Below are 22251 nucleotides of genomic sequence, written 5' to 3'. Positions count from 1 at the left end.
ATACTAAAAAAGAAGTGCAACAGGAAGAGGGGGACAAGTGATGGAAATCAAAGTATATGGCGCCGCACAGACGTGTCCGAGCTGCGTCGGGGCACCAAGTTCGGAAGAGACCTACAGTTGGCTGCAGGCCGTTCTCGGACGGAAATATGAGACGGCATTGACGTTTGAATATGTCGATTTCGAAGCCGCGCCAGTTGAAGATGACTGGATTCTGGCTTTAAAAGACGATGTCTATTTTTATCCGCTCGTCCTGCTTGACGGTGAGATGATCGACGAAGGGTACGTCCAATTGAAAAAAATCACCCAGGCAATCGATACGAGACTTGAAAAAACGGCCCCGGAATGACCGGCGCCGTTTTCTTATTTGATTTTTTTGTGTTTCCAGAGCACGCCGGACTTCAACAGGCGTGGAACTTTTCCAGTCAGCGCCTGTTTCCCCATGACGATTCCGAATCCGTCTGATTTCCCGAGTGATCCGAGCATCCCGCGTAACTTGATTTCCGGCAGTTTCGGCAACTTCTTGCCGGCCCATTTTGCCTGCAGGACATCGACGACTTGATCGGCTTGATGTTCCGCGAGCTGACCGCTTGGAGCATACGGCAAACTGGCACAGTCCCCGATGACGAAGACATTTTCATGTTCCGGCACATGGTGGTGTTCCGTCAGCTTGATCCGTCCACCGCTGTCTGCTTCAAACCCAAGATCGCGCACGACTTTGACCGGTTGCGTGCCGGCCGTCCAAATCGTCAAGTTCGACGGATAGGCGTCATCCCCGTTTTGGACGTCATCCGCCGTGACGAACGTGACGTTGGAATTGTTGATGACTTCGACGTCGTGCTCTTCGAACCATTCCTGGACGTACGTCGATACTTTATCCGAGAGGAAGGACAAGACGGACGGACCGCGGTCGAATAACCGGATTTTTAAATCTTTCCGGCTTTCATGCAGTTCACTGGCCAGTTCGACACCGGAGAGACCGGCTCCGACGATCGAAACGATGGCCCCCGGAGAAAGTCCGCAGATCGCCTGTTGTGTTTTCCGTGATTCCTCAAGTGTCTGGATGCTGTACGTAAACTCTTGTGCGCCCGGTATGTTATGGTATTTGTCTTCACACCCTAAAGCGATGACTAAATCATCATAAAAAAGTTCCGTACCGTCTTGCAGATGGACGGAGTTCGTCTCGGGTGAAATCTGGACGACGTGACCATATTTATATGTGAGGTGTTCTCCTTCCGGAAATGCGATTCGGACATCCCGATCCGACAATGTTCCGGCAGCCAGTGCGTAATATTCTGTTTTTAAGGCATGATACGGTAAACGATCGACGAGTGTCACAGCGACCTCTTCATCCTTGAATCGTTCACAAATCCGCATCCCACCGTATCCACCACCTAAAACAACCAGTTGCTTCATAACTTAAAATCCCCCTTAGTTCCCCTAAATCAGTCTGACCTTGTATAATACGACATGAGGAAAGATAATTCCTGCTTGAAGGAGGAAAAAAAGTGAATCCGATTATTGAATTTTGTATCAGTAACTTAGCGACAGGGACCCAGGTCGTCATGCAACAACTCGAACGGGACCCGAATGTCGATGTCGTCGAATATGGTTGCCTTGGATATTGCGGGATCTGCTCACTCGATCATTTTTGTCTGGTCGATGGCGAAACCGTTGTCGGAGAGACACCGGAAGAACTGCTTGAAAAAATTTATCAGAAAATCGAAGAAAACGAGCTCTAAAAAAATCCCCGTGTCTCAGATGAGACCGGGGATTTGTGTCTGTCAGCGGGCGCGGCTTCGGACTTAGAAGGACTGTTGGCGACGCATCATCCATGGTTTGAGTTTCAAGAACAGCGGAATAAAGAGTGCTGAGATGAACATCGCCTTGATGATGTTAAACGGCAGGATACCGGCCGTGATTGTCGTCCATTTGACGGCTGGATCCAACATGTAATCCATTCCGAAGAACCAAGCATACGCTGGAAGAATTAAGATATAATTGAGGATTGCAAGACCAAGTGCCATCGTGATCGTACCTGCGACGAGCCCGGTTGCAAGACCTTTGGTAGATTTCTTTTTATGGTAGAACCAACTGACCGGAAGAATGAAGGCGATACCGGCAGCAAAGTTTGCAAGCTCTCCGACCGGAACACCGCTTCCGCGGAAGATGTAGTACAGGACGTTTTTGAGTGCTTCGACGATGACACCTGCAATCGGTGAGAACATGATGGCAGCGATCAAAGCGGGAACGTCACTGAAGTCGATCTTCAGATAGTTCGGTAAAAACGGCAGTGGAAAGTTGAGTAACATGAGAACAAACGAAATTGAACCTAACATGGATAACGTGACCATCTTTTGTGTGCGTTTCATACGAGTATAATCTCCTTTTGCTCGTTCCTCTCGATGAAGTATTGGCATGGCTGCGTCCAAAATAAACCCCCATCGAAAAATGTTCGATAGGGGAGAAGTCCGCAGTAAACTAAGCCTGAACGATTTTTGCAAAAAATCGGTTCAAGAAATAGAAACATGCCGCCATCTTCTCCCATCCAGACTATACTGTCGGCTCCTGAGTCACACAGAATCAGCAAATAGCGCCCTATTCGCTCGCGGGCTTCAGACGAATCGTCTGTTTACCGCCGGTCGGGAATTTCACCCTGCCCTGAAGATGGAACGATTTAATTTTTTTTGATACAACTCCTTTATACAACGAATTCAAGATAGTTTCAAGCAACTAGGTTTCGATTCCCTCTGAAATTGCGTATACTGATAAAAAAGGGAAGGTGATGACATGATTCATTTAACAGAAGCGGCCGCACTCCAAGTCAAAGAGATGATGTTGCAGGCGCCGAACGATGAACAGAATCTGCGGATGCTCGTTCAAGGTGGCGGATGCAGTGGTCTCTCCTACGGTATGGGCTTTGACAGCCAAAAGGAGACTGACTTAACCTTTGAGCAACATGGGGTGAAGGTCATCGTCGATCAAAAAGATTATCCGGTCGTCAAAGGACTGGAAGTAGATTATAAACAATCGATGCTCGGCGGTGGATTCACGATCACGAATCCGAACGCCATTGCGACATGTGGATGCGGGACGTCGTTCCGGACCGCAACAAATGCCGGTACACCCGGCGGATGTTAATCTAATCCGTTTCACCGCAGACGATGCCGTCTGCGGTTTTTTTGTTTTCAAAGCGAGAGGAACAGGACTTCACGGTGTACATGGAGAAGGACTAACAAGAACGTTAGAACGCCATGACGAGGGAGGACTATCGATGCGAAAAGTACTGATTTTTGGTGGAACACGTTACTTTGGTCGACGATTGGCACTACGGCTTGCGGAATCGGGGGATGATGTGACGATTGTCACGCGCGGCGAGCATACACCGCCGGTCGCGAAAGGCTTGACATTTTTTAAAGGGGACCGGACGTCAAGCAGTACGATGAAGGATCTTGGAAGTCAGAACTGGGACATCATCTATGACAATATCTGCTTTAATCCGTATCAGGCGAAGCTTGCGGTGGATGCTTTTGAAGGGAAAGTCGGACGCTATATCCTAACGTCGACGATGTCCGTTTATGAGCAGGGCGGAACGAACATCTCAGAGCGGACCTACAATCCGTTTCCCGGGAAATATGACTTGGAAAAAGAACATGATTACGGGGAAGGAAAACGTCAGGCGGAAAGTTACTTTTTCCAACGGGCGACTTTCCCCGTAATCGCCGTTCGCTTCCCTGTCGTCTTAGGGCCGGACGATTATACGGAACGACTGGTGTTCCATATTAAACGGGCCTTGGCGGATCAACCGATTGTTGCTGAAAATTTATATGCGAAGATGGGCTATATCTCGAGTTACGAAGCGGCATCCTTCCTCGAATGGTGCGGACGTTCGACGATGACCGGACCGATCAATGCAGCAAGTGACGGCGTGTTATCGATTCAGGACCTGATGGATAAAATTGACCGCGTGGCGAAGACGACATCCCGGTTTGAAACGAAGGGAGACGATCCGTCCCCACTGGCACCGGATCACGACTTTTATATGGATACGACAGCCGCAAAACAAGCGGGGTATTTATTCCAACATGTCGACGACTGGCTCGATCGACTCATTGAAGAGGAGGTTCGCAATCACAAATGATTACGTTAATCAAACCGTCCGTGCAACTTGAAGTCGAATACCTCGATTTTCTGACAGAGTGGCAACAGTCCGGTGAAGCCATCGTCCCAAGTGTTGTCAGCAAAACTTTTTTACCGTTAGCGGATTTTTTAGAGGCGCAGCAAGAAGAAGAACAGGTGGCCCCGAAAAACTGGGTCACCCACTCGACTTATTGGTTGTACGACGGACAACGAATTGTCGGTGCGGTCAATTTCCGGCATGACTTAAACGACCAACTGCAACAAATCGGCGGTCATATCGGTTATGGAATTCGTCCGAGTGCTCGGCAGAACGGATATGCGACAGAAGGGTTGCGTCAAGCGCTCGCCGTCGCGCGAGAGCGGGGGCTTGCCTCTGTCTTGATCACCTGCAGTGCGGACAATATCGCATCCGGCCGCGTCATCCTGGCGAACGGCGGTCAGGAGATTGCATCGTACGTCAAAGAGGACGGCGGACGTGTCCGACGTTTCATCATTCCGCTAGGAGAATGAGCACCGTGAACATTCGATTAGCCGTTCCGGGAGACGCCGACCGCATTGCGCAAGTGCATATCGTCTCTTGGCGGGAAACGTATCACGGCATCATTCCGACGATGTATCTGGAGCAGTTGTCGCACGACAAGCGGAAACACGGCTGGCGGAAAAGTCTGACGGAAGGTCCGGTCTTCGTTGCGCTTGATCAGACAAACGAAGTCATCGGATTTGCGAACGGTGGACCAAGCAGGGGGAGCAAAGGGACGGAAGGAGAGTTGTACGCGCTCTATCTTTTAAAAACCCATCAAGGACAAGGGATAGGGAAGCGGTTGTTTGATCATGTCCTAGAAGAGTTGCGACAGCAAGGCTTCTCGTCTTGCGTCGTCCACGTGTTGGCGGATAATCCTTCCCGTTTCTTTTATGAACGCTTCGGCGGACGTCTCGTTTTTGAACAACGGATCGAGCGGGGTGGGAAACAACTGATGGAGTACACGTATCGAATTATGCTCTGACCATCATCCAATCTATAAGCCCAAAAAAGCAGCGTCACTTCGATCTGGAAATCGAGGTGACGCTGCTGTTGGGTCATACTTAATGGTTTTTGACTTTTTCAAAAAGACTTGTGGAGTGTTGCGGATGACGGGCTGATGGGTCAACAAGCAACTTCGCTTGGTTGACGGCAATCGGAGCTTCTCCGAAACCGGTCGCAATCAATTTGACACGACCGTCGTAAGTCGCGATATCCCCGCAAGCAAAGACGCCGGGAATCGCTGTTTCCATCTTCGAGTTAACGCGGATGGAATTGCGTTCGAACTCGACTTCCCACTCCTTGAGCGGTCCGAGCGAGGAGACGAAACCGAAGTTACAGACGACATCATCTGCGCCGACGACGATGACTTCATCCGTTTCGGCATGTTTAAACGTCAGCGTCTCGATGCTGTCATCCCCTGTGACCGATTCGAGCGTATACGGTGTCATGACATTGACGGACGAATTATGCAACAATTCGACCGTATGTTCATGGGCACGGAATTTATCACGACGGTGGACGAGCGTGACAGATTTTGCGATCGGCTCAAGCATCAAGGACCAGTCGACGGCGGAATCGCCGCCGCCGAGTAAGACGACTTGACGATCTTTGAAGCGGTCCATCTCGTTGACGAAGTAATGCAGGTTGCTGGTCTCAAACCGTTCTGCATCGGCAACGCCGAGCGGGCGGGCAGCAAACGAGCCGTTTCCGGCCGTCAGAATAACGGTTTTCGTGTAATGTTCTCCTTTATTCGTCACGAGGCGAATCAGTCCGTCATCGAGACGTTCGTAGGCAAGCACGGTCTCGCCGAGGACATAGGTCGGATCAAATTCGTTTGCCTGTTCGAGCAGACGATCGACTAAATCCTGTGCTTTGACTTTCGGGAAGCCGGCAATATCGTATATATATTTTTCAGGATAAAGCGTCGCCAGTTGTCCACCGAGTTGTGGCAGACTTTCGATGACTTTCGTCTTCATCTGACGCATGCCTGAGTAAAAAGCGGTGAACAGTCCGACTGGACCACCGCCGATAATCGTTACATCATATGGTTGGTGCATCTGAGTCCCTCCTAAAGTTGGATACTCCTATTATATAGGAAGATGGGTTCCCTGTGGCAAGTGCGGGACATCTCACATTTTTTTCAGGGATTGCATATTTTTACTTTGCAATCTATGATAGAAAATGGTTCAATGAACGTATAGACGTGTGAACATTATTTGAACAAAGTTTTTGAGCATTTATCTGCAATTGAATGTGAAGAAAATCACAACAAAACTATTAATCGTAAGGGGTATCAGAACATGAACACACCAAACATTGTTATTCTTGGAGCCGGCTACGGTGGATTGATCACAGCAGTCAACCTTCAGAAAAAACTTGGCGTCGACCAAGCAAACATCACTTTAATCAACAAACACGATTATCATTACCAAACAACGTGGTTACACGAACCAGCAGCGGGAACAATGTCTGCTGAACAAGCGCGTATCTACATCAATGATGTCATCAATCCTTCACGTGTCAAACTCGTCAAAGGGATCGTCGAGAAAGTCGATACGGCAAGCAATACAGTGAAGCTCGTCGACGGTGGAACAGTCCCTTACGATTATGTCGTCGTGGCGCTTGGTGGCGTTCCTGAAACATTCGGCATTAAAGGGTTGAAAGAGAACGCTCTAACGATCAGTTCATTGAACAGTGTACGAAAAATCAAGGAACACATCGACTATTCATTCGCAGAGTACAAAACGACGGGTTCAACAAACCGTTCGCTCTTGACGATTGTCGTCGGTGGTGCTGGATTTACGGGTATTGAGTTCATGGGTGAACTCGTCAACCGGATTCCGGAACTTTGCAAACAATATGATATCCCACGCGAACTCGTTCGTGTCGTCAATATCGAAGCGGCTCCAACGGTCCTTCCTGGATTTGATGCGGATCTCGTCAACTACGCGCACAAATGGCTTGAGCGCCAAGGCATCGAGTTCAAACTCGGTAACGGCATCAAGGAATGTGGACCGGGCAGCGTGACATTCGGACCGCTCCAAGGTGAAACAATAGAAACAATCGAAGCGAACACAATCATCTGGACAGGTGGCGTCAGTGGTAACCCGGTTGTTGCAGCATCTGGCTTTGAAGCGATGCGTAACCGTGTCGTCGTCGCAGAAGACCTCCGTGTTCCTGGACATGAAAATGTCTTCATGATCGGTGACTGTTCAGCTGTTATGGATCCGGCTTCAAACCGTCCGTACCCGCCGACGGCTCAGATCGCGACACAACAAGCACACAAAGTGGCTGAGAACATTTCGGCACTGATCGGTGGACGTCAAACATCGACATTCACATATGAGAACAAAGGAACGGTCGCTTCACTTGGTCATAAAGATGGTATCGGCATGGTCTTCGGTAAGAAGATTTACGGTCGCAATGCATCATTCATGAAAAAAGTCATCGACAACAAGCATTTCCTTGAGCTCAAAAAGATTGGTCTTGCCATCAAAAAAGGTAAATTCTAAGTTCACGTTTTAGGCAAATGTACACTCGTGCATTTGCCTTTTTTGTCGGTTATACTAAAAGAGATTCAAAGGGGGAACAGTATGCATATCATTCAAGCCGTGATCGGGAGTGTTCTTTATCTCGTCATGTTCTTTAGTATCGGTTTTATCTTAAACATGTTGTTACGCAGTACGTGGATCATGCTTGTGTTGTATCCATTGATCATCATCATGATGATTGATAATCAATCGACGCTCGATTATTTCACGAATGCACGCGAAGCGATTCCGAATCTGGGTGAACGGATTATGGGTCTGCAGACGGCAGATATCACGATGTTTGTAGCCGGTCTTGCCGGAATTATCATCGCCGGGATGTCCATTCGCTTCCTGCGTAAAAGTGGTTACCAAATGTTTTAAAGTCTACTTGAGTAAGTAGACTTTTTTAGTGCGTTAAAACACGTTATAATAAAAACAGTGTCTTTTAAAAAAATGTGTAAGAGCAGATAGGGTTGAGAGCGAATGGATAAACAAATGTACCACGTTATCAAGGTCTTGAATAATAATGTCGTCATTTGTTCGACTGGTGCGAATCAGGAAGTCATTATCCTCGCGAAAGGGATTGGCTTCGGTCGGAAGCCAGGCGATCAACTAACGGATCTTGAAAAATTAGAAAAAGTGTATACGTTAAAAGATAAAGACGAGCAGGCACAGTACAAAGCACTTGTCGGCCATCTCGATGAAAACTTCATCGCCTTGATGAACGAAATCGTATCCATGATTGAGACGCGGTTTGGAAAACGGGTCGATGAACATATTCACATCGGTTTGACGGATCACTTGACGTTTACTTTCAAACGGCTGGAACAAGGGATGGAAGTGACGAATCCGTTTCTCGCGGAAACGGAAGCGTTGTATCCGGAAGAATATGCGCTCGCTGAAGAAATCGTCGAATTCATCAGTGCGGAGATGAATTTTTATTTACCGCCGGCCGAGACCGGATTTATCGCACTTCACATTCATTCGGCGACGAACTTCAAAGATGTCCTCGAAGTCAACCGGCATCATCAATTGGTCGGATTGATTGCCAGTCACATCGAACAACGGTTGCAAATCAAAATCGACCGGAAATCACTGGATTACAAGCGTTTGATCCGACACTTGCGTTCGGCGATTGAAAGGGTTTCCAATGGGGAGTATCTAGAGGCGCCAGAAAAAGTAGAAAAGCTATTGCGTGAAGAATATCCGCTGTGCTATGATACTGCTTGGGAGCTGATGTCCATCATGGAACGCCAGCTGAAGAAAGCGGTACCGCGCGGTGAAGCGACGTATCTTACGATGCATCTGCAACGCTTAGTGCAGTACGATTTAGGTAAATGACCGCACGGACTACGTGTTACTGATACGATCAGGCATGAGTGGGATGTCGGGCAAAATGGTTTATTTCCGTTAGATTTTTTTCGCGGGATAAGTGTATTTTGTCTACAATCCGCTTGTGCCTGATTTTTTTCTGTAAAAATCGGTCGGATGTCTGACTTTTTTCAACCCGTCATTGGTATTATTCATTATTTTTAGTTTTTACATCAAAAGGAGGAAACACACATGTTCAAACAGATTTTTGCTGTTCTTCAACGTGTTGGTAAAGCGTTGATGCTTCCTGTTGCGATTTTGCCTGCTGCCGGGATCTTACTCGGATTCGGTAACGCGATGCAAAATCCGAACTTGACGTCAAAACTCGAGTTCTTAAAAAATGATGCAATCATCAAGGTTGCAAAATTGATGGAAGCAGCCGGAGATATCATCTTCGGTAACTTAGCACTCTTATTCGCGGTCGGTGTCGCGATTGGATTAGCAGGAGACGGCGCAGCCGGGCTTGCTGCCATCGTCGGATTCCTGATCATGAACAAAACAATGAGCGTTTGGCTCGGCGTTACACCAGAAATGGTCGCTAACGGACAAGGATACGCAAACGTACTTGGTATTCCAACGCTTCAAACAGGTGTTTTCGGTGGTATCATCATCGGTTTAATCGCCGCCTGGGCCTACGGGAAGTATCATAATCTCGAATTGCCGCAGTTCCTCGGATTCTTCGCAGGAAAACGTTTTGTTCCAATCGTTACAGCAGTTGTTTCACTGTTCGCAGGTCTTGTACTTGTTTTCGTTTGGCCGTTCGCTCAAGACGGGTTGAACACATTCTCCCACTTCATGATGGAGAAAAACCCGACGCTTGCCGCTTTCGTCTTTGGTCTCATTGAACGTTCATTGATTCCATTTGGTCTTCACCATATCTTCTATGCACCATTCTGGTTCGAATTTGGTTCGTACACGAATGCAGCAGGAGACGTTGTTCGTGGTGACCAAGCAATCTTCTTCGCTCAGTTAAAAGATAACGTTGAATTAACAGCTGGTACGTTCATGACTGGTAAATTCCCGTTCATGATGTTCGGTCTTCCAGCAGCAGCACTTGCCATGTACCACGAAGCACGCCCAGAGCGTCGCGCAATCGTTGGTGGTCTTCTTGGATCAGCAGCACTTACAGCTTTCTTAACAGGTATCACAGAGCCAATCGAATTCGCATTCTTATTCGTTGCTCCAATCTTGTTCGCAGTTCACGCGGTCTTCGCAGGTCTTTCGTTCATGACAATGCAACTCTTGAACGTTAAAATCGGGATGACATTCTCAGGTGGATTGATTGACTTCCTTCTCTTCGGTGTCCTTCCAGGACGTACGCAGTGGTGGCTCGTCATCGTCGTCGGTCTTGTTCTCGCAGTTGTTTACTACGTTGGATTCCGTTTCGCAATCCGCAAGTTCAACTTGAAAACACCAGGTCGTGAAGACGAAGTACAAGAAACGTCAATGGCTCAAGGATCTGAGCTCGCAGCAGGTATTCTCGATGCACTCGGTTCTGAATCAAACATCAAACACCTTGACGCATGTATCACACGTCTTCGTGTTGAAGTTCTTGATAAATCTAAAGTTGATAAAAACGAATTGAAAAAATTAGGTGCGGCAGGTGTTCTTGAGGTTGGTAACAACGTTCAAGCGATCTACGGACCAAAATCAGATAACATTAAATCTGAAATTCAAGCGGTCATCAACTCACGTAAACAAGAAAAATCAGTATAATTCGCTAAAGGACCTTTCCGATTCGGAAAGGTTCTTTTTTTCTGGAAATAAATATGAAACAAATAGTTTTGCCCGAGAAACATTAAGGGTATGAATTAAGTAGTCTGGTCAAAAAAGGAGGGAAATCACTGATGTGGAAAAATGTGTTCGGTGTGTTGCAACGGATCGGTAAAGCGTTAATGTTACCGGTTGCGATCCTACCGGCAGCGGGGCTTCTCCTGGCGTTTGGTACGGCATTTCAAAACCCGAATCTGACGCAGTATCTTCCGTTTCTCGAAAATGACGCACTGGTCGTCATTTGGCGGGTTATGCAGGATGCGGGGGATATCATCTTTGCCAATCTAGGATTATTGTTTGCCGTCGGGGTCGCGATTGGTCTTGCGAATGGTGAAGGGGTCGCAGGGTTAGCCGCGATTGTTGGATTCTTGATCATGAACAAGGTCATCAGCTCGTTTTTACAGATTACACCGGAAAAGATTACAGAAGCACAAAAGTCGAGTGATTTATCGTATGCCACCGTGTTAGGAATACCGACCCTGCAAATGGGGGTATTCGGAGGGATCATCGCCGGATTGATAGCGGCGTACAGCTATAATAAATTCTTTAAAATTAAATTGCCGGATTTCCTTGGATTCTTTGCCGGTAAACGGTTTGTCCCGATTGCTACAGCGCTATTCAGTTTAGTCGCTGGTTTTGCGTTGTCTTACATCTGGCCACCGATCGGAACGGGAATCAATACGTTCTCGAAAACGATCATTGAATCAAATGAAACGTTATCTGCCTTCATCTTTGGATTAGTTGAACGTTCTCTCATTCCGTTTGGTTTGCACCATATTTGGTATTCGAGTTTTTGGTTCCAGTTTGGCGAATATACGGATAAAGCCGGTACGATCGTCAATGGGGATCAGCGGATTTTCTTCGCCCAGTTGAAAGACGGGGTTCCGTTCACAGCCGGGACGTACATGACCGGGAAATATCCGTTCATGATGTTTGGACTTCCGGCCGCCTGTCTTGCGATGTACCATACCGTCGCCAAAGATCGCCGGAAAGCAGTTGAAGGATTATATTTCTCTGCTGCCCTGACATCGTTTTTGACAGGGATCACTGAACCTGTTGAGTTCTCATTCGTATTCGTTGCACCATTGTTGTTTGCAGTTCATGCTGTTTTTGCCGGATTATCATTCATGATTATGGACATCTTGAACGTCAAGATCGGGATGACCTTCTCCGGGGGATTAATTGATTACACGTTATTTGGTATTTTACCGAACAGGACCTCCTGGTGGCTCGTCATCCCGGTTGGTCTCGTCTTCGCCGTTATTTATTACTTCGGTTTCCGCTTCGTCATTAATAAGTTCGATTTAAAGATTCCTGGACGCGAAGCGATTCAAGAAGGGGCTGCCACATCTACGACGACTGCTGGCGAATTGCCGTATGAAATTCTTCAAGCCTTTGGCGGCGCCTCGAACATCAAACACTTGGATGCCTGTATCACGCGGCTCCGGATTACCGTCAATGATAAATCAGGCGTCAACAAAGAGCGGTTGAAACAGTTGGGTGCCGCGGGTGTCCTTGAAGTCGGGGACAACGTACAAGCAATCTTTGGTCCGAAGTCAGATGGCATCAAGACCGAGATGGCAGAAATCATGAACGATCCGAACTACAAACCACCGGTCAAACCGGAAGCGGATCCGATTCCACAAGTGCCGACGGGAGCGGAAGCACGGACTGATGACCGGTCGGGCTTAGCCGGAACAGATGGTGCTTACGTACCGAGTGACGGTTATGTTTCTCCACTGAGCGGTGTAATTCGTTCGCTCGATGACGTACCGGATCAAGTTTTCTCCGGACGGATGATGGGTGACGGTTATGCGATTGAGCCGACAGAAGGGTATGTCGTTTCTCCTGTTTCCGGTGAAATCACGACCTTCTTCCCGACGAAACATGCGATTGGTATTCTTGCTGATAATGGAGATGAAATCTTGATTCATATCGGTATTGATACCGTCTCGCTTGAAGGAAAAGGATTTGAAGCTCTGGCAAAAGCGGGCGATCGGGTCGAACCAGGTTCGCCGTTGTTAAGCGTCGATCTGGAACAAATCCGACCACTCGTTCCGTCACTCTTGACACCAATCATCGTTACAAACAGCGGCGACCGGAAAGTCTCGGTCGATGTTGGGAAAACAGTCGAAGCCGGCGAAAAAATGTCATATGATATCAAGTGATTGCGGTAAGGCACGATCTCTGCTTTGGGAGAGATCGTGTCTTTTTAATGTGTTATACATTCAGTAATGAGAATCTGCACATATGATGATACAATGAATAAGCTATTATGAAGATTAGCTATTTTTTTCAAGAGAGAGGTGAGTCGATGGCTACGACTTCGACAAAAACACGTTATGTCGTGTTAGGTTTATTGATCGGGATTTTAGTGGCGGCGATGGACAATACCATCGTTGCGACGGCGATGCCGACGATTGTCAGTGAATTAAACGGGTTTGATCAATATGCGTGGGTGACTTCCGCTTATATGATTGCGACCGTCGCCGGTATGCCGATTTTCGGTAAGTTGAGCGATATGTATGGTCGAAAACGATTTTTCCTGTTCGGGATGTTACTCTTTATCGCCGGCAGTGTACTATGCGGAATGGCAGACTCGATCATTGAATTATCCATTTATCGCGCCGTTCAAGGTCTTGGCGGCGGTGCTTTGATGCCGATCGCATTTACGATCATTTTTGATATTTTCCCACCGGAAAAGCGTGGGAAGGTCAGCGGATTATTTGGTGCCGTCTTCGGAATTTCAAGTATTTTCGGACCGTTGCTTGGTGCGGTCTTGACCGATGCCATCAACTGGCGCTGGGTGTTTTACATCAATATTCCACTTGGGATTTTGGCATTGACACTCGTCTCGCTGTTCTACAAGGAATCACCGATTCACCGGACGCAAAAAATCGATTATGCCGGAGCGGTGACGTTAGTCGCAGGTTTGGTCCTGTTCTTATTGGCACTTGAGATGGGCGGAAAAGAGTACGCCTGGAGTTCACCGCAAATCTTAGGATTATTCGGCGCGGCACTTGTTGCCTTTATCGTCTTTGGTTTCATCGAACGTCGGGCGGCGGATCCCGTCATTACGTTCAGTTTATTTAGACGGCAACTGTTTGCGGCGACACAAGGGGTGGCATTCTTTTACGGCTTCGTCTTCATCTCTGCCAGTGTCTTCATCCCGATTTTTGTTCAAGGCGTGTTTGGTGGAAGTGCGACCAACTCCGGTTTGATCTTGATGCCGATGCTGATTGCATCAGTTGTCTCGGCACAACTCGGCGGACGTTTGCCGAATAAATACGGATTCAGAAACGTCATGCTCGTTTCGGCCGTCTTCTTCTTGTTAGGGGTCTATCTGTTAAGCACGATGTCCCTCGAAACATCAAGAACAGCTATCACAATCTACATGATCATTTTAGGTTTTGGTGTCGGGTTCAGTTTCTCGTTACTCAACTTGGCGAGTATCAACGGAATTGAGATGCAACGTCGGGGAGCTGCCACTTCGATGGGGTCAACGTTCCGGACGATTGGGATGACGCTCGGGGTGACGGTACTTGGAATCATCCAATCCCGGACGTTCTCATCGACAATCAGTGAACAGTTACCAAACGGGAACGCGCCGGATGGCGGACAATTCCCGACCGCTTCGGCCCTTGCGAAGATGCCGCCGGAAGTAGCGAATGCCATCAAGTCGTCACTTGCGGAATCGATTTCGTCCGTCTATCTGTGGGCATTGATTCCAGCTGTGCTTGGTGTCGTCTTTGTGTTCTTGATGGGGAATGAACGCCCCACGTTAAAAGAAGGACAAGGCGAACGACCGAAAACAAAGCAAGCATAATGTGTGGGTAAAACTATTTAAATAAGCATTAACAGAATAGAGGAAAGTGGATGTAGAATCCGCTTTCCTCTATTTGTTGTTCGAAATCATTCGATGCACGAGACTCTTACAGGAAAAAGCACAAGTGTAAACTGCGCTGTCAGAGACAAACAAGACCCGCTTTTCTGCCCACACGGGGCAGGAAAACTGGCTTGTGTCTCGCCTGAGGAAAGCGAGTGCAGAGAAGAATGATTTCGACGTAGGTTAATCCGATTTCCGGCACAAAGTATAAGGAAAAGAAGATACTTTGTTAACGCGACAAAAAAACACGCCCCAAGATGGGACGTGTCCGAAAAAACTTATTTTTTGATATCGAATGTCGTGCTGAGGAAGTTGACGACATCTTCCGCTGTGTCCATATCGAGTACTTGTTCGACGATTGCTTCACACTCTGCTTTGTTCAAGCGAGTCATCAAGCTGCGTGCGCGAAGGACAGAAGAAGCTGACATCGAGAATTCGTCGAGTCCGAGTCCAAGGAGGATTGGGAGAGCGAGTTCTTCTCCAGCCATCTCACCACACATGCCGACCCATTTGCCTGCTTTGTGTGCTTCTGTAATGACGTTGTTCAACAGGTTCAAGATTGCTGGGTTGAATGGTTGGTAGAGATACGAAACTTTTTCATTCATCCGGTCAGCTGCCATCGTGTATTGAATCAAGTCGTTTGTTCCGACTGAGAAGAAGTCGACTTCTTTCGCGAATTGTTTCGCCATGACAGCCGTTGATGGAATCTCGACCATCATTCCGACTTCGATCTCTTCTGAAACCGTCACACCTTCTGCTTGAAGGTTTGCTTTTTCTTCCAAGAGAAGTGCTTTTGCTGCACGGAATTCTTCGAGTGTCGCGATCATTGGGAACATGACAGCAAGTTTTCCGTATGCACTTGCGCGGAGAAGGGCGCGAAGTTGTGTCCGGAAGAGATCTGTTTGATCCAAGCAAAGACGGATCGCACGGTATCCGAGGAACGGGTTCATCTCATGCGGGAGATCGAGGTAAGACAATTCTTTGTCGCCGCCGATATCAAGTGTCCGGATGACAACTTTTTTATCGCCCATTGATTCAAGAACCGTTTTGTAGGCCGTGAACTGCTCATCTTCCGTCGGGAACGTTTCAGCGTCCATGTAGAGGAACTCTGTCCGGTATAATCCGACTGCTTCCGCACCGTTCTCGAGAACACCTTTGACATCATTTGGTGTTCCGATGTTCGCTGCGAGCTCGACGTGATGTCCGTCTGCTGTAACTGTTTTTTCGTTTTTAAGTTTTTTCCACTCTTCTTTTTGAGCGATGTACGCTGAACGTTTTTCTTCATATTCTGCGATTTGTTCGCTTGAAGGGTTGACGATGACGTCTCCTTCTGCTCCGTCAAGAATCAAGAAATCACCGTGTTTGACTTCCGTCAAGACGACTTTTGTTCCGACGACAGCCGGAATTTCAAGAGAACGGGACATGATCGCCGAGTGCGAAGTCCGTCCGCCGATGTTCGTAGCAAATCCTTTTGCATACTTCCGGTTGAGTTGTGCTGTATCTGAAGGCGTTAAATCTTCTGCAATGATGATGACTTCTTCATTGATCTGAGCCGGCGTGACGAATGTGATGCCGAGCAAGTGGGCCATCGTCCGTTTTGTGACGTCACGGACATCCGCTGCACGCTCACGCATGTATTCGTTGTCCATCGACTCAAAGATCATGACCATCATCTGTGACACTTCATCGAGTGCTTGAGCGGCGTTTGTTTTCTCATCTTCGATCTTTGCGTTGACTTGGCTGACGATTTCCGGGTCTTCCAAGATTAAGAGGTGAGCGGAAAAGATTTCTGCTTTGTCCGCGCCGAGCTCTTTTAATGTGTTCTCACGGATGATTTCAAGTTCACCCTTCGATTTAACGATAGCGGCTTGGAAACGTTCCTTTTCTGCTGCTGAATCCTCGATTTTATGCGTTGGAATGTCAAAGACAGGTGTTTCCATTACGAATGCTTTCGCAATCGCAATCCCTGCAGAAGCGCCAATTCCTTTGATGTGCTGTGCCATGTGCATTACCCTCTTTTCAGTAAGTTTTTTCGCCGCAGCGACGTCATTTCTTTGCTATCTATAGATACCCATAAACGCATCTCTCTTAACGGGTCGCTTGCGGACTCTCCCTTTGAATGAAAACGTAGACATTTCTGTCGTTGCCAAATGACCGTTTGCTAGAAGTGCCTGCCCTTTTCACCTGTTTAATCCTATCACATTGTGAAACGGGCAACAATTGTTTGAAACGCTCCAAATCGACAAATTAGAGAACGACTTTTGTGAGAGCGGTTTCATTGTTCCCGGGGGCTATCAGTTGGAAAATAAGGTCAAACGCTTCATACTAATACCTATCACTAAAGGGGGAATGAAACATGCGATGGAATCAAGTAAATCAGCAAGCACATGTCGAAGTACTCGTTGTCGGTATTTCCGGGAACAAGCCGGTCGATGAACGGATTCGTGCCTTATATCCGGATCGATTGGACGAATGGGTGCGCCGGGGAGACATCTCAACGAAACAAGGAGAACTGCGTTTACTGCCGACACTGACGGGAACGGTTGAACGTGTCTTATTCGTCGGACTCGGAAAGTCAGAAAGCCTGACAACGGACGTGCTTCGCCGGTTACTCGGAAAAGCGGCTCAATTCTTAAAAACACGCCATCTGTCAAAAGCGACAGTAGATGCGACGACGTTTCCGGACCAACCGGTTGAATTGATTGCCGAGACATTTGGCCTCGCTACATACGAAGTCAAACATTACAAAACAGGCGCACGAAAAGCGTATGAGCTGGATTTAACGATTTGGTCAGACGCGGGAGAACAAGAAGTCGAGCGCGGAGCAGCGCTCGCAGAAGCGACGAATCTCGCCCGTCGCCTCGTGACGATGCCCGGTAATTTATTGACGGCACCGGCTTTGGCGGATGAAGCCCGCTTTATTGCCGAACGTCACGGACACGATTTGAAGATTCTTGAGAAAACAGACATGGAAGCACTCGGGATGGGAGCATTGCTCGCCGTCAACCAAGGATCGACCATTCCACCAAAATTGATTGTCCTTGAATATAAAGGGGCAGGAGACGATGCACCGATTGCGGTTGTCGGAAAAGGTGTGACGTTTGATACAGGCGGCTATTCGATTAAACCAAAAGACGGCATCGTCGGCATGAAAGGCGATATGGGAGGAGCAGCCGCTGTTCTCGGATTATTTGAAGCGCTCGGGCAACTGAAGCCGAATGTGAATGTGCTGGGAGTCATTCCGGCGACAGACAACATGATTTCCGGCGATGCCTTTAAACCGGATGATGTCATTACGTCGATGGCAGGGAAAACGATTGAAATCCTGAACACGGATGCTGAAGGGCGACTTGTACTGGCAGATGCCGTCACGTATGCGAAAGAATACAAACCGAAGATGATTATCGATCTTGCAACGTTGACGGGCGGAGTTTTGGTGGCACTTGGTACAGAAATTACAGGTGCGTTGACGAACGATGCCGCATTATATGAACGGTTCGAAGCCGTGACGCAAGAAACAAACGAGATGGTCTGGCAGATGCCGTACGTCGATCAATTCATCAAACAAGTCCGTCGCTCGGACGTCGCGGACTTAAACAACTCACCGGGACGGATGGGACACATGATCTTTGGTGGTGCCTTCGTCGGAGAATTTGTCGGCGACACACCGTGGCTCCATCTTGATATCGCGGGAACATCCGAGCAAAAAGCGCCGTCGGAACTTGGTCCAAAAGGTGCGACCGGTGTCATGGTCCGGAGTCTGTATCGTTTCGTCGAACAAGAAAAATGATGCGGCTTAACAGTGTCCTCGTCCTTTTGACCGTCATCAGCATCGTCTGGTACCTCGATTCACGTGATCAACTGGCCTTAGCCGCGGCGACCTTTTTAGGGGTTTTCACTATTTTGTCGCTCTTAAAAATGATACGGGAGAAGTCCGATGAACGTCACCGGGATTGATGCGGCGAAAGCCGGTTGGGTGGCGGTGTCGATTAAAGACGGTCAGTTTTCTTGGACAGTTGGATCGTCCCTTTCGGAAATCGAGCTCGGGACCACTATCTATATTGATATGCCGATTGGGTTGGAAGAAGACAAACGCCGGATGGTCGATCAGTTGCTACGAGCGGAATTGAAGCCCGGTCGTACGAGCAGTGTCTTTAACGCCCCATTGCGTGCGGCGTTGGAGCAACCGGATTATCCAACAGCAAACGAGTATTCGAAGCATCACGCGGGATTTGGTTTATCGAAACAAGCGTGGTATCTATTGCCGAAAATTCAACAGGTGCGCACCCATTACCGGGTGGGCTTAATCGAATCCCATCCGGAAGCCTGTTTCGCCCGACTGACGGGGCATCCGGCACGGTACAATAAACGGACGACCGAGGGAGCAGCGGAACGGATAGAACTGTTGCAACGGTATAACTGTCCGGCTTACTGGGAATTGAACGTGCGCGGTGTCGCAACAGACGACTGGATCGATGCGTGTTTGCTTGCCGTCGCTGCTACCTTTCCAGCTAGTTATCTGCCGGACACGTGTCCACTGGATTCAACAGGACGACCACTATACGCTGCTTTACCAAAAAAGATCACCTTCACCGAAACGGTGTAGGTGATCCTTTAATAAAGTCCCAAAGGTAATGAAAAATTTGGGCATTGTGCAAGGCTTTGATGATAACCGCAATCAGTGGACCTAAGATCAGTCCGAAGACACCAAAAAATTGAATACCGACGAATAAGGCGATCAAGGCGGTGATGGGTTGAATACCGATGTTATCCCCGACGATTTTAGGTTCCATGATATTGCGTTGTAAGATAACGATCCCATAGAGAACCGCCAGACCAATCGCCAGACCTGTATTTCCCGTAATAAGAGAATAGGCAATCCAAGGCAAGAAGACAGAGCCGGTTCCAAGATACGGCAGGATATCAAAGAAGGCGGCGATGAAGGCGATCGCAAACGGATGCTCGACTCCGATGATCAAAAGTCCGATCAGGACGATAAAAAATGTAATCGTAATCAAGGTCAACTGTGCTTTGATATAGCCGAACAGCGCGGATCGGAGACTTGTGACAACAGACTCGGCACGGGCGAACCACGGTAACATTTCATATTGTTTCAACCGGAGCTCATACCGGTGCCAATCTTTTGAAATGAAGAACCAGGCAAGCAGGACGATGACTAGAATCAAGGCGATTGAAGGCAACGTGGCTAAGATGGTCTGCAACATTCCGGCGATATTTTTTGAGCCTTCTCCGATCGCACTGGCAAGGGAGCTGCCGAGTGATTGAATACTGTTTTGGACCGTATTTTGTTGTGAGGGCTCAAGCGACTGCAGAGCTTCAGAGGCATCATTCCAAATCGGTGCTAATTTTTCATTGTAGAGCTTTTGGAAATAAAGGCTCAACTCTTGGATTTGTGCGGGAAGTTGATTGGCGACAAAAACAAGTCCGCGAATCAACTGCATGATGATCAAGACAAGTGAGCCGATCAACAGACCGCTCATTAAAATGATGGAGAGCAGGGCACCCCACCCCCGATTAATCCGAAGACGCTTTTGGAAAAAGTCGACAAGCGGTCGGCTGAACAGGGCGAGTAAAAACGCAAAGACGAACGGATACAGAATCGAAGATAAGCGGACAAGCAGCCAACCGGTAAAAAAGATGGCAAGGATGACACCAAAGAAACGAGCTAATTGCCAAAGACGTTCAGTCGACACGAGCAACACCTCTTACTATGTATGTATTGCCAACATCATATCATGTTTGTTCAAAGAACGTATCACTCAAACGAGGAGGAATTTAGATGAAACGCAGAGAAGCAGGGTTACTTGTCTCACTCGCTGTCGCGAGTGGACTGGCTGTACGTGAATGGCGTAAGAATCAACAGTTCGCTAAACAAGTGAAGAAACAATCGGAAGACCGGCTTGTGAAGGGAATAACGGAGGTGCAGGACGATGCAGGAGATGTTTCTTCTTCAACAAAAGGTTGATGCGACGATCCGGTCGCTTGGAGGATACTTTCGTCCGTTATCTGGATTAGCCCGCTTGATTGAGGAGGTCGGTGAAGTGGGGGAAGCACTCGAAGTCGGAGATGAATCGTCACTTAAATCGGAATTAGTGGATGTCTTGATGATTTCGACATGTCTTGCAAATCAATATGTAACGGATTTAGCGCAGCAGCATCAACAGCTTGAGACGACGAAAGACCAGGCACAAGGTTCTTTTTATCGACTTGTTCATGAAGCAGGTCAGGTGGCTCGTGTCATGAACGGATATGAAGGTGACAAACCGCCGAAAAAGACAGAAGATGTCACCCCGATCGGGACGTCACTCGCTCGTCTCCAGCTTGAATTATTTCGATTGGCACGACCACTTCAGCTAGATTTGTTGCAAGAAATCGACCGGACAAACGAAAAAAACTTAAATCGTGACCGAACACGATTTGCTTTGACACGTGATCCGGTGACGGAAGCCACCATCGAGCATTTCCGGAGCGCGACAGGCAACGCGGAACGACTGTGGGGAGCGCCTGTCCACGAAACAGGTATGACATTCGAGACGCATATTCATTCTGCCCTGCCCTCTTTACGCCGCTTCCTGCGTTGTGCCCGGATCGAAGGGATTGAAGGTTTCGTCATCGAAATGCCGATTGAGAGAAGCGACAGTCTGTTGCATGTTAAAGAGCAGGCAGACACGGCCGGCCGGATCATTAAAGAACAAACACCGTTGTCGTTTAAAGAGTCGCCTTACCGGATTGACGTCTATGCCCCTCAACTTGGTCCGGTATCACCGTATCATGCCGAGGATGAACACCGTATGTTTTTGGTGTTGCATGTAGATGAATGAATCAGCTTTAAAATCATGCTGGATCAAAAGTAGAGCCAATTCAAAAATATAGAAAAGGAAACTAACAAGAAATGTTTAAACGAAACAGGTTCAACATTGATTTCGATGTGACTAAGGAGACTCCTTATTTTCAAGTGGATACGCAACATCGGATTAGATTTGCGATGGAAGATATAAACGTCCCTCTATTGAAAGATGTTCTAAATACGGTTTTTCAGGAAAATCAAAATCTTAGTCTTATATTCGCTTCGGAATATATCGTCAATAACGTACGTCGTTCTTCAAAAGCGAAGTTAGGGAAATATCTTACAATCCGTAATTGGAAAGAGCATGTTGTTCAAAACGAAATGTCAGGAGAAGGTACGGTTTACATCCAGGTCAATCATTTGGATAAAGACGAAGTGATGAAATATTGTATTCAAGTGTATAGGGGACATCCTCAATCATATATAGCATTTTTTAATCATGATTTTCTGGTGTATGTCAGCACGGATGTGATTGATATTATCTCTGACGACAGTGAAAAGGTTAAAAAGTTGAAAGAAAGATATCACGAAACATATAATAAGTTTTATGAGGAATAAGTTAACGTGTCTATCAGTTTTGGTCTAATTACGAATGAAAAAATCGGAGTTTTGTATCTAACTTTTTTGTAGCAGTTCAATTCAGAAAAAGATGTTCTGTGCTGTC

Annotated in this window: 23 protein-coding genes and 1 riboswitch; of the genes, 18 read left to right on the top strand and 5 right to left on the bottom strand. The window is 47.6% G+C overall.

The features are described 5' to 3' along the window. Nucleotides 1-40 precede the first annotated feature (40 nt). Nucleotides 41-346: a DUF1462 family protein gene (locus tag ACHA8N_RS13100; protein WP_393965977.1), complete on the top strand. Its 306-nt coding sequence runs from the start codon at nt 41-43 to the stop codon at nt 344-346. 14 nt (nt 347-360) lie between these two features. Here ACHA8N_RS13100 and ACHA8N_RS13095 read toward each other — a convergent pair whose 3' ends face one another. Further along, nucleotides 361-1413, bottom strand: coding sequence for an NAD(P)/FAD-dependent oxidoreductase (locus tag ACHA8N_RS13095; protein ID WP_026832240.1), 1053 nt, complete (start codon nt 1411-1413; stop codon nt 361-363). Nucleotides 1414-1505: 92 nt separating this feature from the next. Between ACHA8N_RS13095 and ACHA8N_RS13090 the strand changes: the two genes are divergently transcribed. Further along, on the top strand, nt 1506-1739 hold the full coding sequence (locus tag ACHA8N_RS13090) for a YuzB family protein (protein WP_012371187.1): 234 nt from the start codon (nt 1506-1508) through the stop codon (nt 1737-1739). A gap of 63 nt (nt 1740-1802) precedes the next feature. Here the strand turns inward: ACHA8N_RS13090 and ACHA8N_RS13085 are convergent, their stop codons facing one another. Continuing rightward, nucleotides 1803-2369 carry an ECF transporter S component gene (locus ACHA8N_RS13085; RefSeq protein WP_147510528.1) on the bottom strand — a complete coding sequence of 189 codons (567 nt, stop codon included), beginning with the start codon at nt 2367-2369 and terminating at the stop codon, nt 1803-1805. Between the two features lie 160 nt (nt 2370-2529). After that, nucleotides 2530-2670, bottom strand: a riboswitch (FMN riboswitch). Between the two features lie 117 nt (nt 2671-2787). Between ACHA8N_RS13085 and ACHA8N_RS13080 the strand changes: the two genes are divergently transcribed. The 4 genes from ACHA8N_RS13080 (at nt 2788) to ACHA8N_RS13065 (ending at nt 5141) form a co-directional block, all read left to right on the top strand. Then, complete coding sequence (locus ACHA8N_RS13080; RefSeq protein ID WP_026832242.1) at nt 2788-3138, top strand: HesB/IscA family protein; 351 nt, start codon at nt 2788-2790, stop codon at nt 3136-3138. 133 nt (nt 3139-3271) lie between these two features. Further along, nucleotides 3272-4138 (top strand): NAD-dependent epimerase/dehydratase family protein, encoded by an 867-nt coding sequence (locus ACHA8N_RS13075; RefSeq protein ID WP_393965976.1) that lies wholly within the window; start codon nt 3272-3274, stop codon nt 4136-4138. Then, nucleotides 4135-4647: a GNAT family N-acetyltransferase gene (locus tag ACHA8N_RS13070; RefSeq protein WP_393965975.1), complete on the top strand. Its 513-nt coding sequence runs from the start codon at nt 4135-4137 to the stop codon at nt 4645-4647. The genes ACHA8N_RS13075 and ACHA8N_RS13070 overlap by 4 nt, the downstream gene beginning before the upstream one ends. A 5-nt stretch (nt 4648-4652) precedes the next feature. After that, on the top strand, nt 4653-5141 hold the full coding sequence (locus ACHA8N_RS13065) for a GNAT family N-acetyltransferase (RefSeq protein ID WP_393965974.1): 489 nt from the start codon (nt 4653-4655) through the stop codon (nt 5139-5141). Nucleotides 5142-5220: 79 nt separating this feature from the next. Here the strand turns inward: ACHA8N_RS13065 and ACHA8N_RS13060 are convergent, their stop codons facing one another. Then, nucleotides 5221-6216, bottom strand: a complete 996-nt coding sequence (locus ACHA8N_RS13060) for an NAD(P)/FAD-dependent oxidoreductase (protein ID WP_026832246.1) — start codon at nt 6214-6216, stop codon at nt 5221-5223. 243 nt (nt 6217-6459) lie between these two features. Here ACHA8N_RS13060 and ACHA8N_RS13055 point away from each other — a divergent pair, with 243 nt between their 5' ends. The 6 genes from ACHA8N_RS13055 (at nt 6460) to ACHA8N_RS13030 (ending at nt 14659) form a co-directional block, all read left to right on the top strand. After that, nucleotides 6460-7671, top strand: a complete 1212-nt coding sequence (locus ACHA8N_RS13055) for an NAD(P)/FAD-dependent oxidoreductase (protein ID WP_393965973.1) — start codon at nt 6460-6462, stop codon at nt 7669-7671. An 81-nt stretch (nt 7672-7752) separates the two neighbouring features. Beyond that, on the top strand, nt 7753-8070 hold the full coding sequence (locus ACHA8N_RS13050; RefSeq protein WP_147510535.1) for a YuiB family protein: 318 nt from the start codon (nt 7753-7755) through the stop codon (nt 8068-8070). Between the two features lie 102 nt (nt 8071-8172). Continuing rightward, a complete protein-coding gene (gene glcT / locus ACHA8N_RS13045) occupies nt 8173-9030 on the top strand; it encodes a glucose PTS transporter transcription antiterminator GlcT (protein WP_026827654.1) in 858 nt (285 codons plus the stop codon). Nucleotides 9031-9252: 222 nt separating this feature from the next. Beyond that, entirely contained in the window at nt 9253-10776 is a 1524-nt protein-coding gene (ptsG, locus tag ACHA8N_RS13040; protein ID WP_147510536.1) for a glucose-specific PTS transporter subunit IIBC, read from the top strand. Nucleotides 10777-10907: 131 nt separating this feature from the next. Next, nucleotides 10908-13001, top strand: coding sequence for a glucose-specific PTS transporter subunit IIBC (gene ptsG, locus ACHA8N_RS13035; protein WP_147510537.1), 2094 nt, complete (start codon nt 10908-10910; stop codon nt 12999-13001). A 146-nt stretch (nt 13002-13147) separates the two neighbouring features. Further along, nucleotides 13148-14659: an MDR family MFS transporter gene (locus ACHA8N_RS13030; RefSeq protein WP_147510538.1), complete on the top strand. Its 1512-nt coding sequence runs from the start codon at nt 13148-13150 to the stop codon at nt 14657-14659. A 338-nt stretch (nt 14660-14997) separates the two neighbouring features. On the opposite strand, the gene ptsP is transcribed toward ACHA8N_RS13030, so the two are convergent. Continuing rightward, nucleotides 14998-16722: a phosphoenolpyruvate--protein phosphotransferase gene (gene ptsP / locus ACHA8N_RS13025; RefSeq protein ID WP_393965972.1), complete on the bottom strand. Its 1725-nt coding sequence runs from the start codon at nt 16720-16722 to the stop codon at nt 14998-15000. 353 nt (nt 16723-17075) lie between these two features. On the opposite strand from ptsP, the gene ACHA8N_RS13020 reads away from it, so the two are divergent. Genes ACHA8N_RS13020 through ACHA8N_RS13010 form a run of 3 tightly spaced genes read left to right on the top strand, consistent with a single transcriptional unit; the run spans nt 17076 to nt 19325 of the window. Continuing rightward, complete coding sequence (locus ACHA8N_RS13020) at nt 17076-18509, top strand: leucyl aminopeptidase (protein ID WP_393965971.1); 1434 nt, start codon at nt 17076-17078, stop codon at nt 18507-18509. Next, nucleotides 18509-18676 carry a hypothetical protein gene (locus tag ACHA8N_RS13015; protein WP_167498326.1) on the top strand — a complete coding sequence of 56 codons (168 nt, stop codon included), beginning with the start codon at nt 18509-18511 and terminating at the stop codon, nt 18674-18676. Before ACHA8N_RS13020 ends, ACHA8N_RS13015 begins: the two co-directional genes overlap by 1 nt. Then, nucleotides 18657-19325: a DUF429 domain-containing protein gene (locus ACHA8N_RS13010; RefSeq protein ID WP_393965970.1), complete on the top strand. Its 669-nt coding sequence runs from the start codon at nt 18657-18659 to the stop codon at nt 19323-19325. Before ACHA8N_RS13015 ends, ACHA8N_RS13010 begins: the two co-directional genes overlap by 20 nt. Here the strand turns inward: ACHA8N_RS13010 and ytvI are convergent. Continuing rightward, nucleotides 19309-20433, bottom strand: coding sequence for a sporulation integral membrane protein YtvI (ytvI, locus tag ACHA8N_RS13005; protein ID WP_147510542.1), 1125 nt, complete (start codon nt 20431-20433; stop codon nt 19309-19311). The genes ACHA8N_RS13010 and ytvI overlap by 17 nt on opposite strands. A gap of 86 nt (nt 20434-20519) precedes the next feature. On the opposite strand from ytvI, the gene ACHA8N_RS13000 reads away from it, so the two are divergent. The 3 genes from ACHA8N_RS13000 (at nt 20520) to ACHA8N_RS12990 (ending at nt 22145) form a co-directional block, all read left to right on the top strand. Further along, nucleotides 20520-20705 carry a hypothetical protein gene (locus ACHA8N_RS13000; RefSeq protein WP_393965969.1) on the top strand — a complete coding sequence of 62 codons (186 nt, stop codon included), beginning with the start codon at nt 20520-20522 and terminating at the stop codon, nt 20703-20705. Continuing rightward, on the top strand, nt 20671-21561 hold the full coding sequence (locus tag ACHA8N_RS12995) for a MazG nucleotide pyrophosphohydrolase domain-containing protein (RefSeq protein WP_393965968.1): 891 nt from the start codon (nt 20671-20673) through the stop codon (nt 21559-21561). The genes ACHA8N_RS13000 and ACHA8N_RS12995 overlap by 35 nt, the downstream gene beginning before the upstream one ends. 71 nt (nt 21562-21632) lie before the next feature. Next, nucleotides 21633-22145: a hypothetical protein gene (locus ACHA8N_RS12990; RefSeq protein WP_393965967.1), complete on the top strand. Its 513-nt coding sequence runs from the start codon at nt 21633-21635 to the stop codon at nt 22143-22145. Nucleotides 22146-22251: the final 106 nt, after the last annotated feature.

Origin of the sequence: Exiguobacterium sp. S22-S28, assembly GCF_043359615.1 — a bacterium.
Lineage (GTDB): Bacteria > Bacillota > Bacilli > Exiguobacteriales > Exiguobacteriaceae > Exiguobacterium_A.
This window is presented reverse-complemented; position numbering and strand designations above follow the sequence as displayed.

What these genes read in the sequence shown, in the direction of transcription:
- ACHA8N_RS13100 (WP_393965977.1), top strand. Translation starts at nt 41, where the DNA reads ATGGAAATCAAAGTATATGGCGCCGCACAGACGTGTCCGAGCTGCGTC.
- ACHA8N_RS13095 (WP_026832240.1), bottom strand. Translation starts at nt 1,413, where the DNA reads ATGAAGCAACTGGTTGTTTTAGGTGGTGGATACGGTGGGATGCGGATT.
- ACHA8N_RS13085 (WP_147510528.1), bottom strand. Translation starts at nt 2,369, where the DNA reads ATGAAACGCACACAAAAGATGGTCACGTTATCCATGTTAGGTTCAATT.
- ACHA8N_RS13080 (WP_026832242.1), top strand. Translation starts at nt 2,788, where the DNA reads ATGATTCATTTAACAGAAGCGGCCGCACTCCAAGTCAAAGAGATGATG.
- ACHA8N_RS13075 (WP_393965976.1), top strand. Translation starts at nt 3,272, where the DNA reads ATGCGAAAAGTACTGATTTTTGGTGGAACACGTTACTTTGGTCGACGA.
- ACHA8N_RS13070 (WP_393965975.1), top strand. Translation starts at nt 4,135, where the DNA reads ATGATTACGTTAATCAAACCGTCCGTGCAACTTGAAGTCGAATACCTC.
- ACHA8N_RS13060 (WP_026832246.1), bottom strand. Translation starts at nt 6,216, where the DNA reads ATGCACCAACCATATGATGTAACGATTATCGGCGGTGGTCCAGTCGGA.
- ACHA8N_RS13055 (WP_393965973.1), top strand. Translation starts at nt 6,460, where the DNA reads ATGAACACACCAAACATTGTTATTCTTGGAGCCGGCTACGGTGGATTG.
- ACHA8N_RS13050 (WP_147510535.1), top strand. Translation starts at nt 7,753, where the DNA reads ATGCATATCATTCAAGCCGTGATCGGGAGTGTTCTTTATCTCGTCATG.
- glcT (WP_026827654.1), top strand. Translation starts at nt 8,173, where the DNA reads ATGGATAAACAAATGTACCACGTTATCAAGGTCTTGAATAATAATGTC.
- ptsG (WP_147510536.1), top strand. Translation starts at nt 9,253, where the DNA reads ATGTTCAAACAGATTTTTGCTGTTCTTCAACGTGTTGGTAAAGCGTTG.
- ptsG (WP_147510537.1), top strand. Translation starts at nt 10,908, where the DNA reads ATGTGGAAAAATGTGTTCGGTGTGTTGCAACGGATCGGTAAAGCGTTA.
- ACHA8N_RS13030 (WP_147510538.1), top strand. Translation starts at nt 13,148, where the DNA reads ATGGCTACGACTTCGACAAAAACACGTTATGTCGTGTTAGGTTTATTG.
- ptsP (WP_393965972.1), bottom strand. Translation starts at nt 16,722, where the DNA reads ATGGCACAGCACATCAAAGGAATTGGCGCTTCTGCAGGGATTGCGATT.
- ACHA8N_RS13020 (WP_393965971.1), top strand. Translation starts at nt 17,076, where the DNA reads ATGCGATGGAATCAAGTAAATCAGCAAGCACATGTCGAAGTACTCGTT.
- ACHA8N_RS13015 (WP_167498326.1), top strand. Translation starts at nt 18,509, where the DNA reads ATGCGGCTTAACAGTGTCCTCGTCCTTTTGACCGTCATCAGCATCGTC.
- ACHA8N_RS13010 (WP_393965970.1), top strand. Translation starts at nt 18,657, where the DNA reads ATGAACGTCACCGGGATTGATGCGGCGAAAGCCGGTTGGGTGGCGGTG.
- ACHA8N_RS13000 (WP_393965969.1), top strand. Translation starts at nt 20,520, where the DNA reads ATGAAACGCAGAGAAGCAGGGTTACTTGTCTCACTCGCTGTCGCGAGT.
- ACHA8N_RS12995 (WP_393965968.1), top strand. Translation starts at nt 20,671, where the DNA reads ATGCAGGAGATGTTTCTTCTTCAACAAAAGGTTGATGCGACGATCCGG.
- ACHA8N_RS12990 (WP_393965967.1), top strand. Translation starts at nt 21,633, where the DNA reads ATGTTTAAACGAAACAGGTTCAACATTGATTTCGATGTGACTAAGGAG.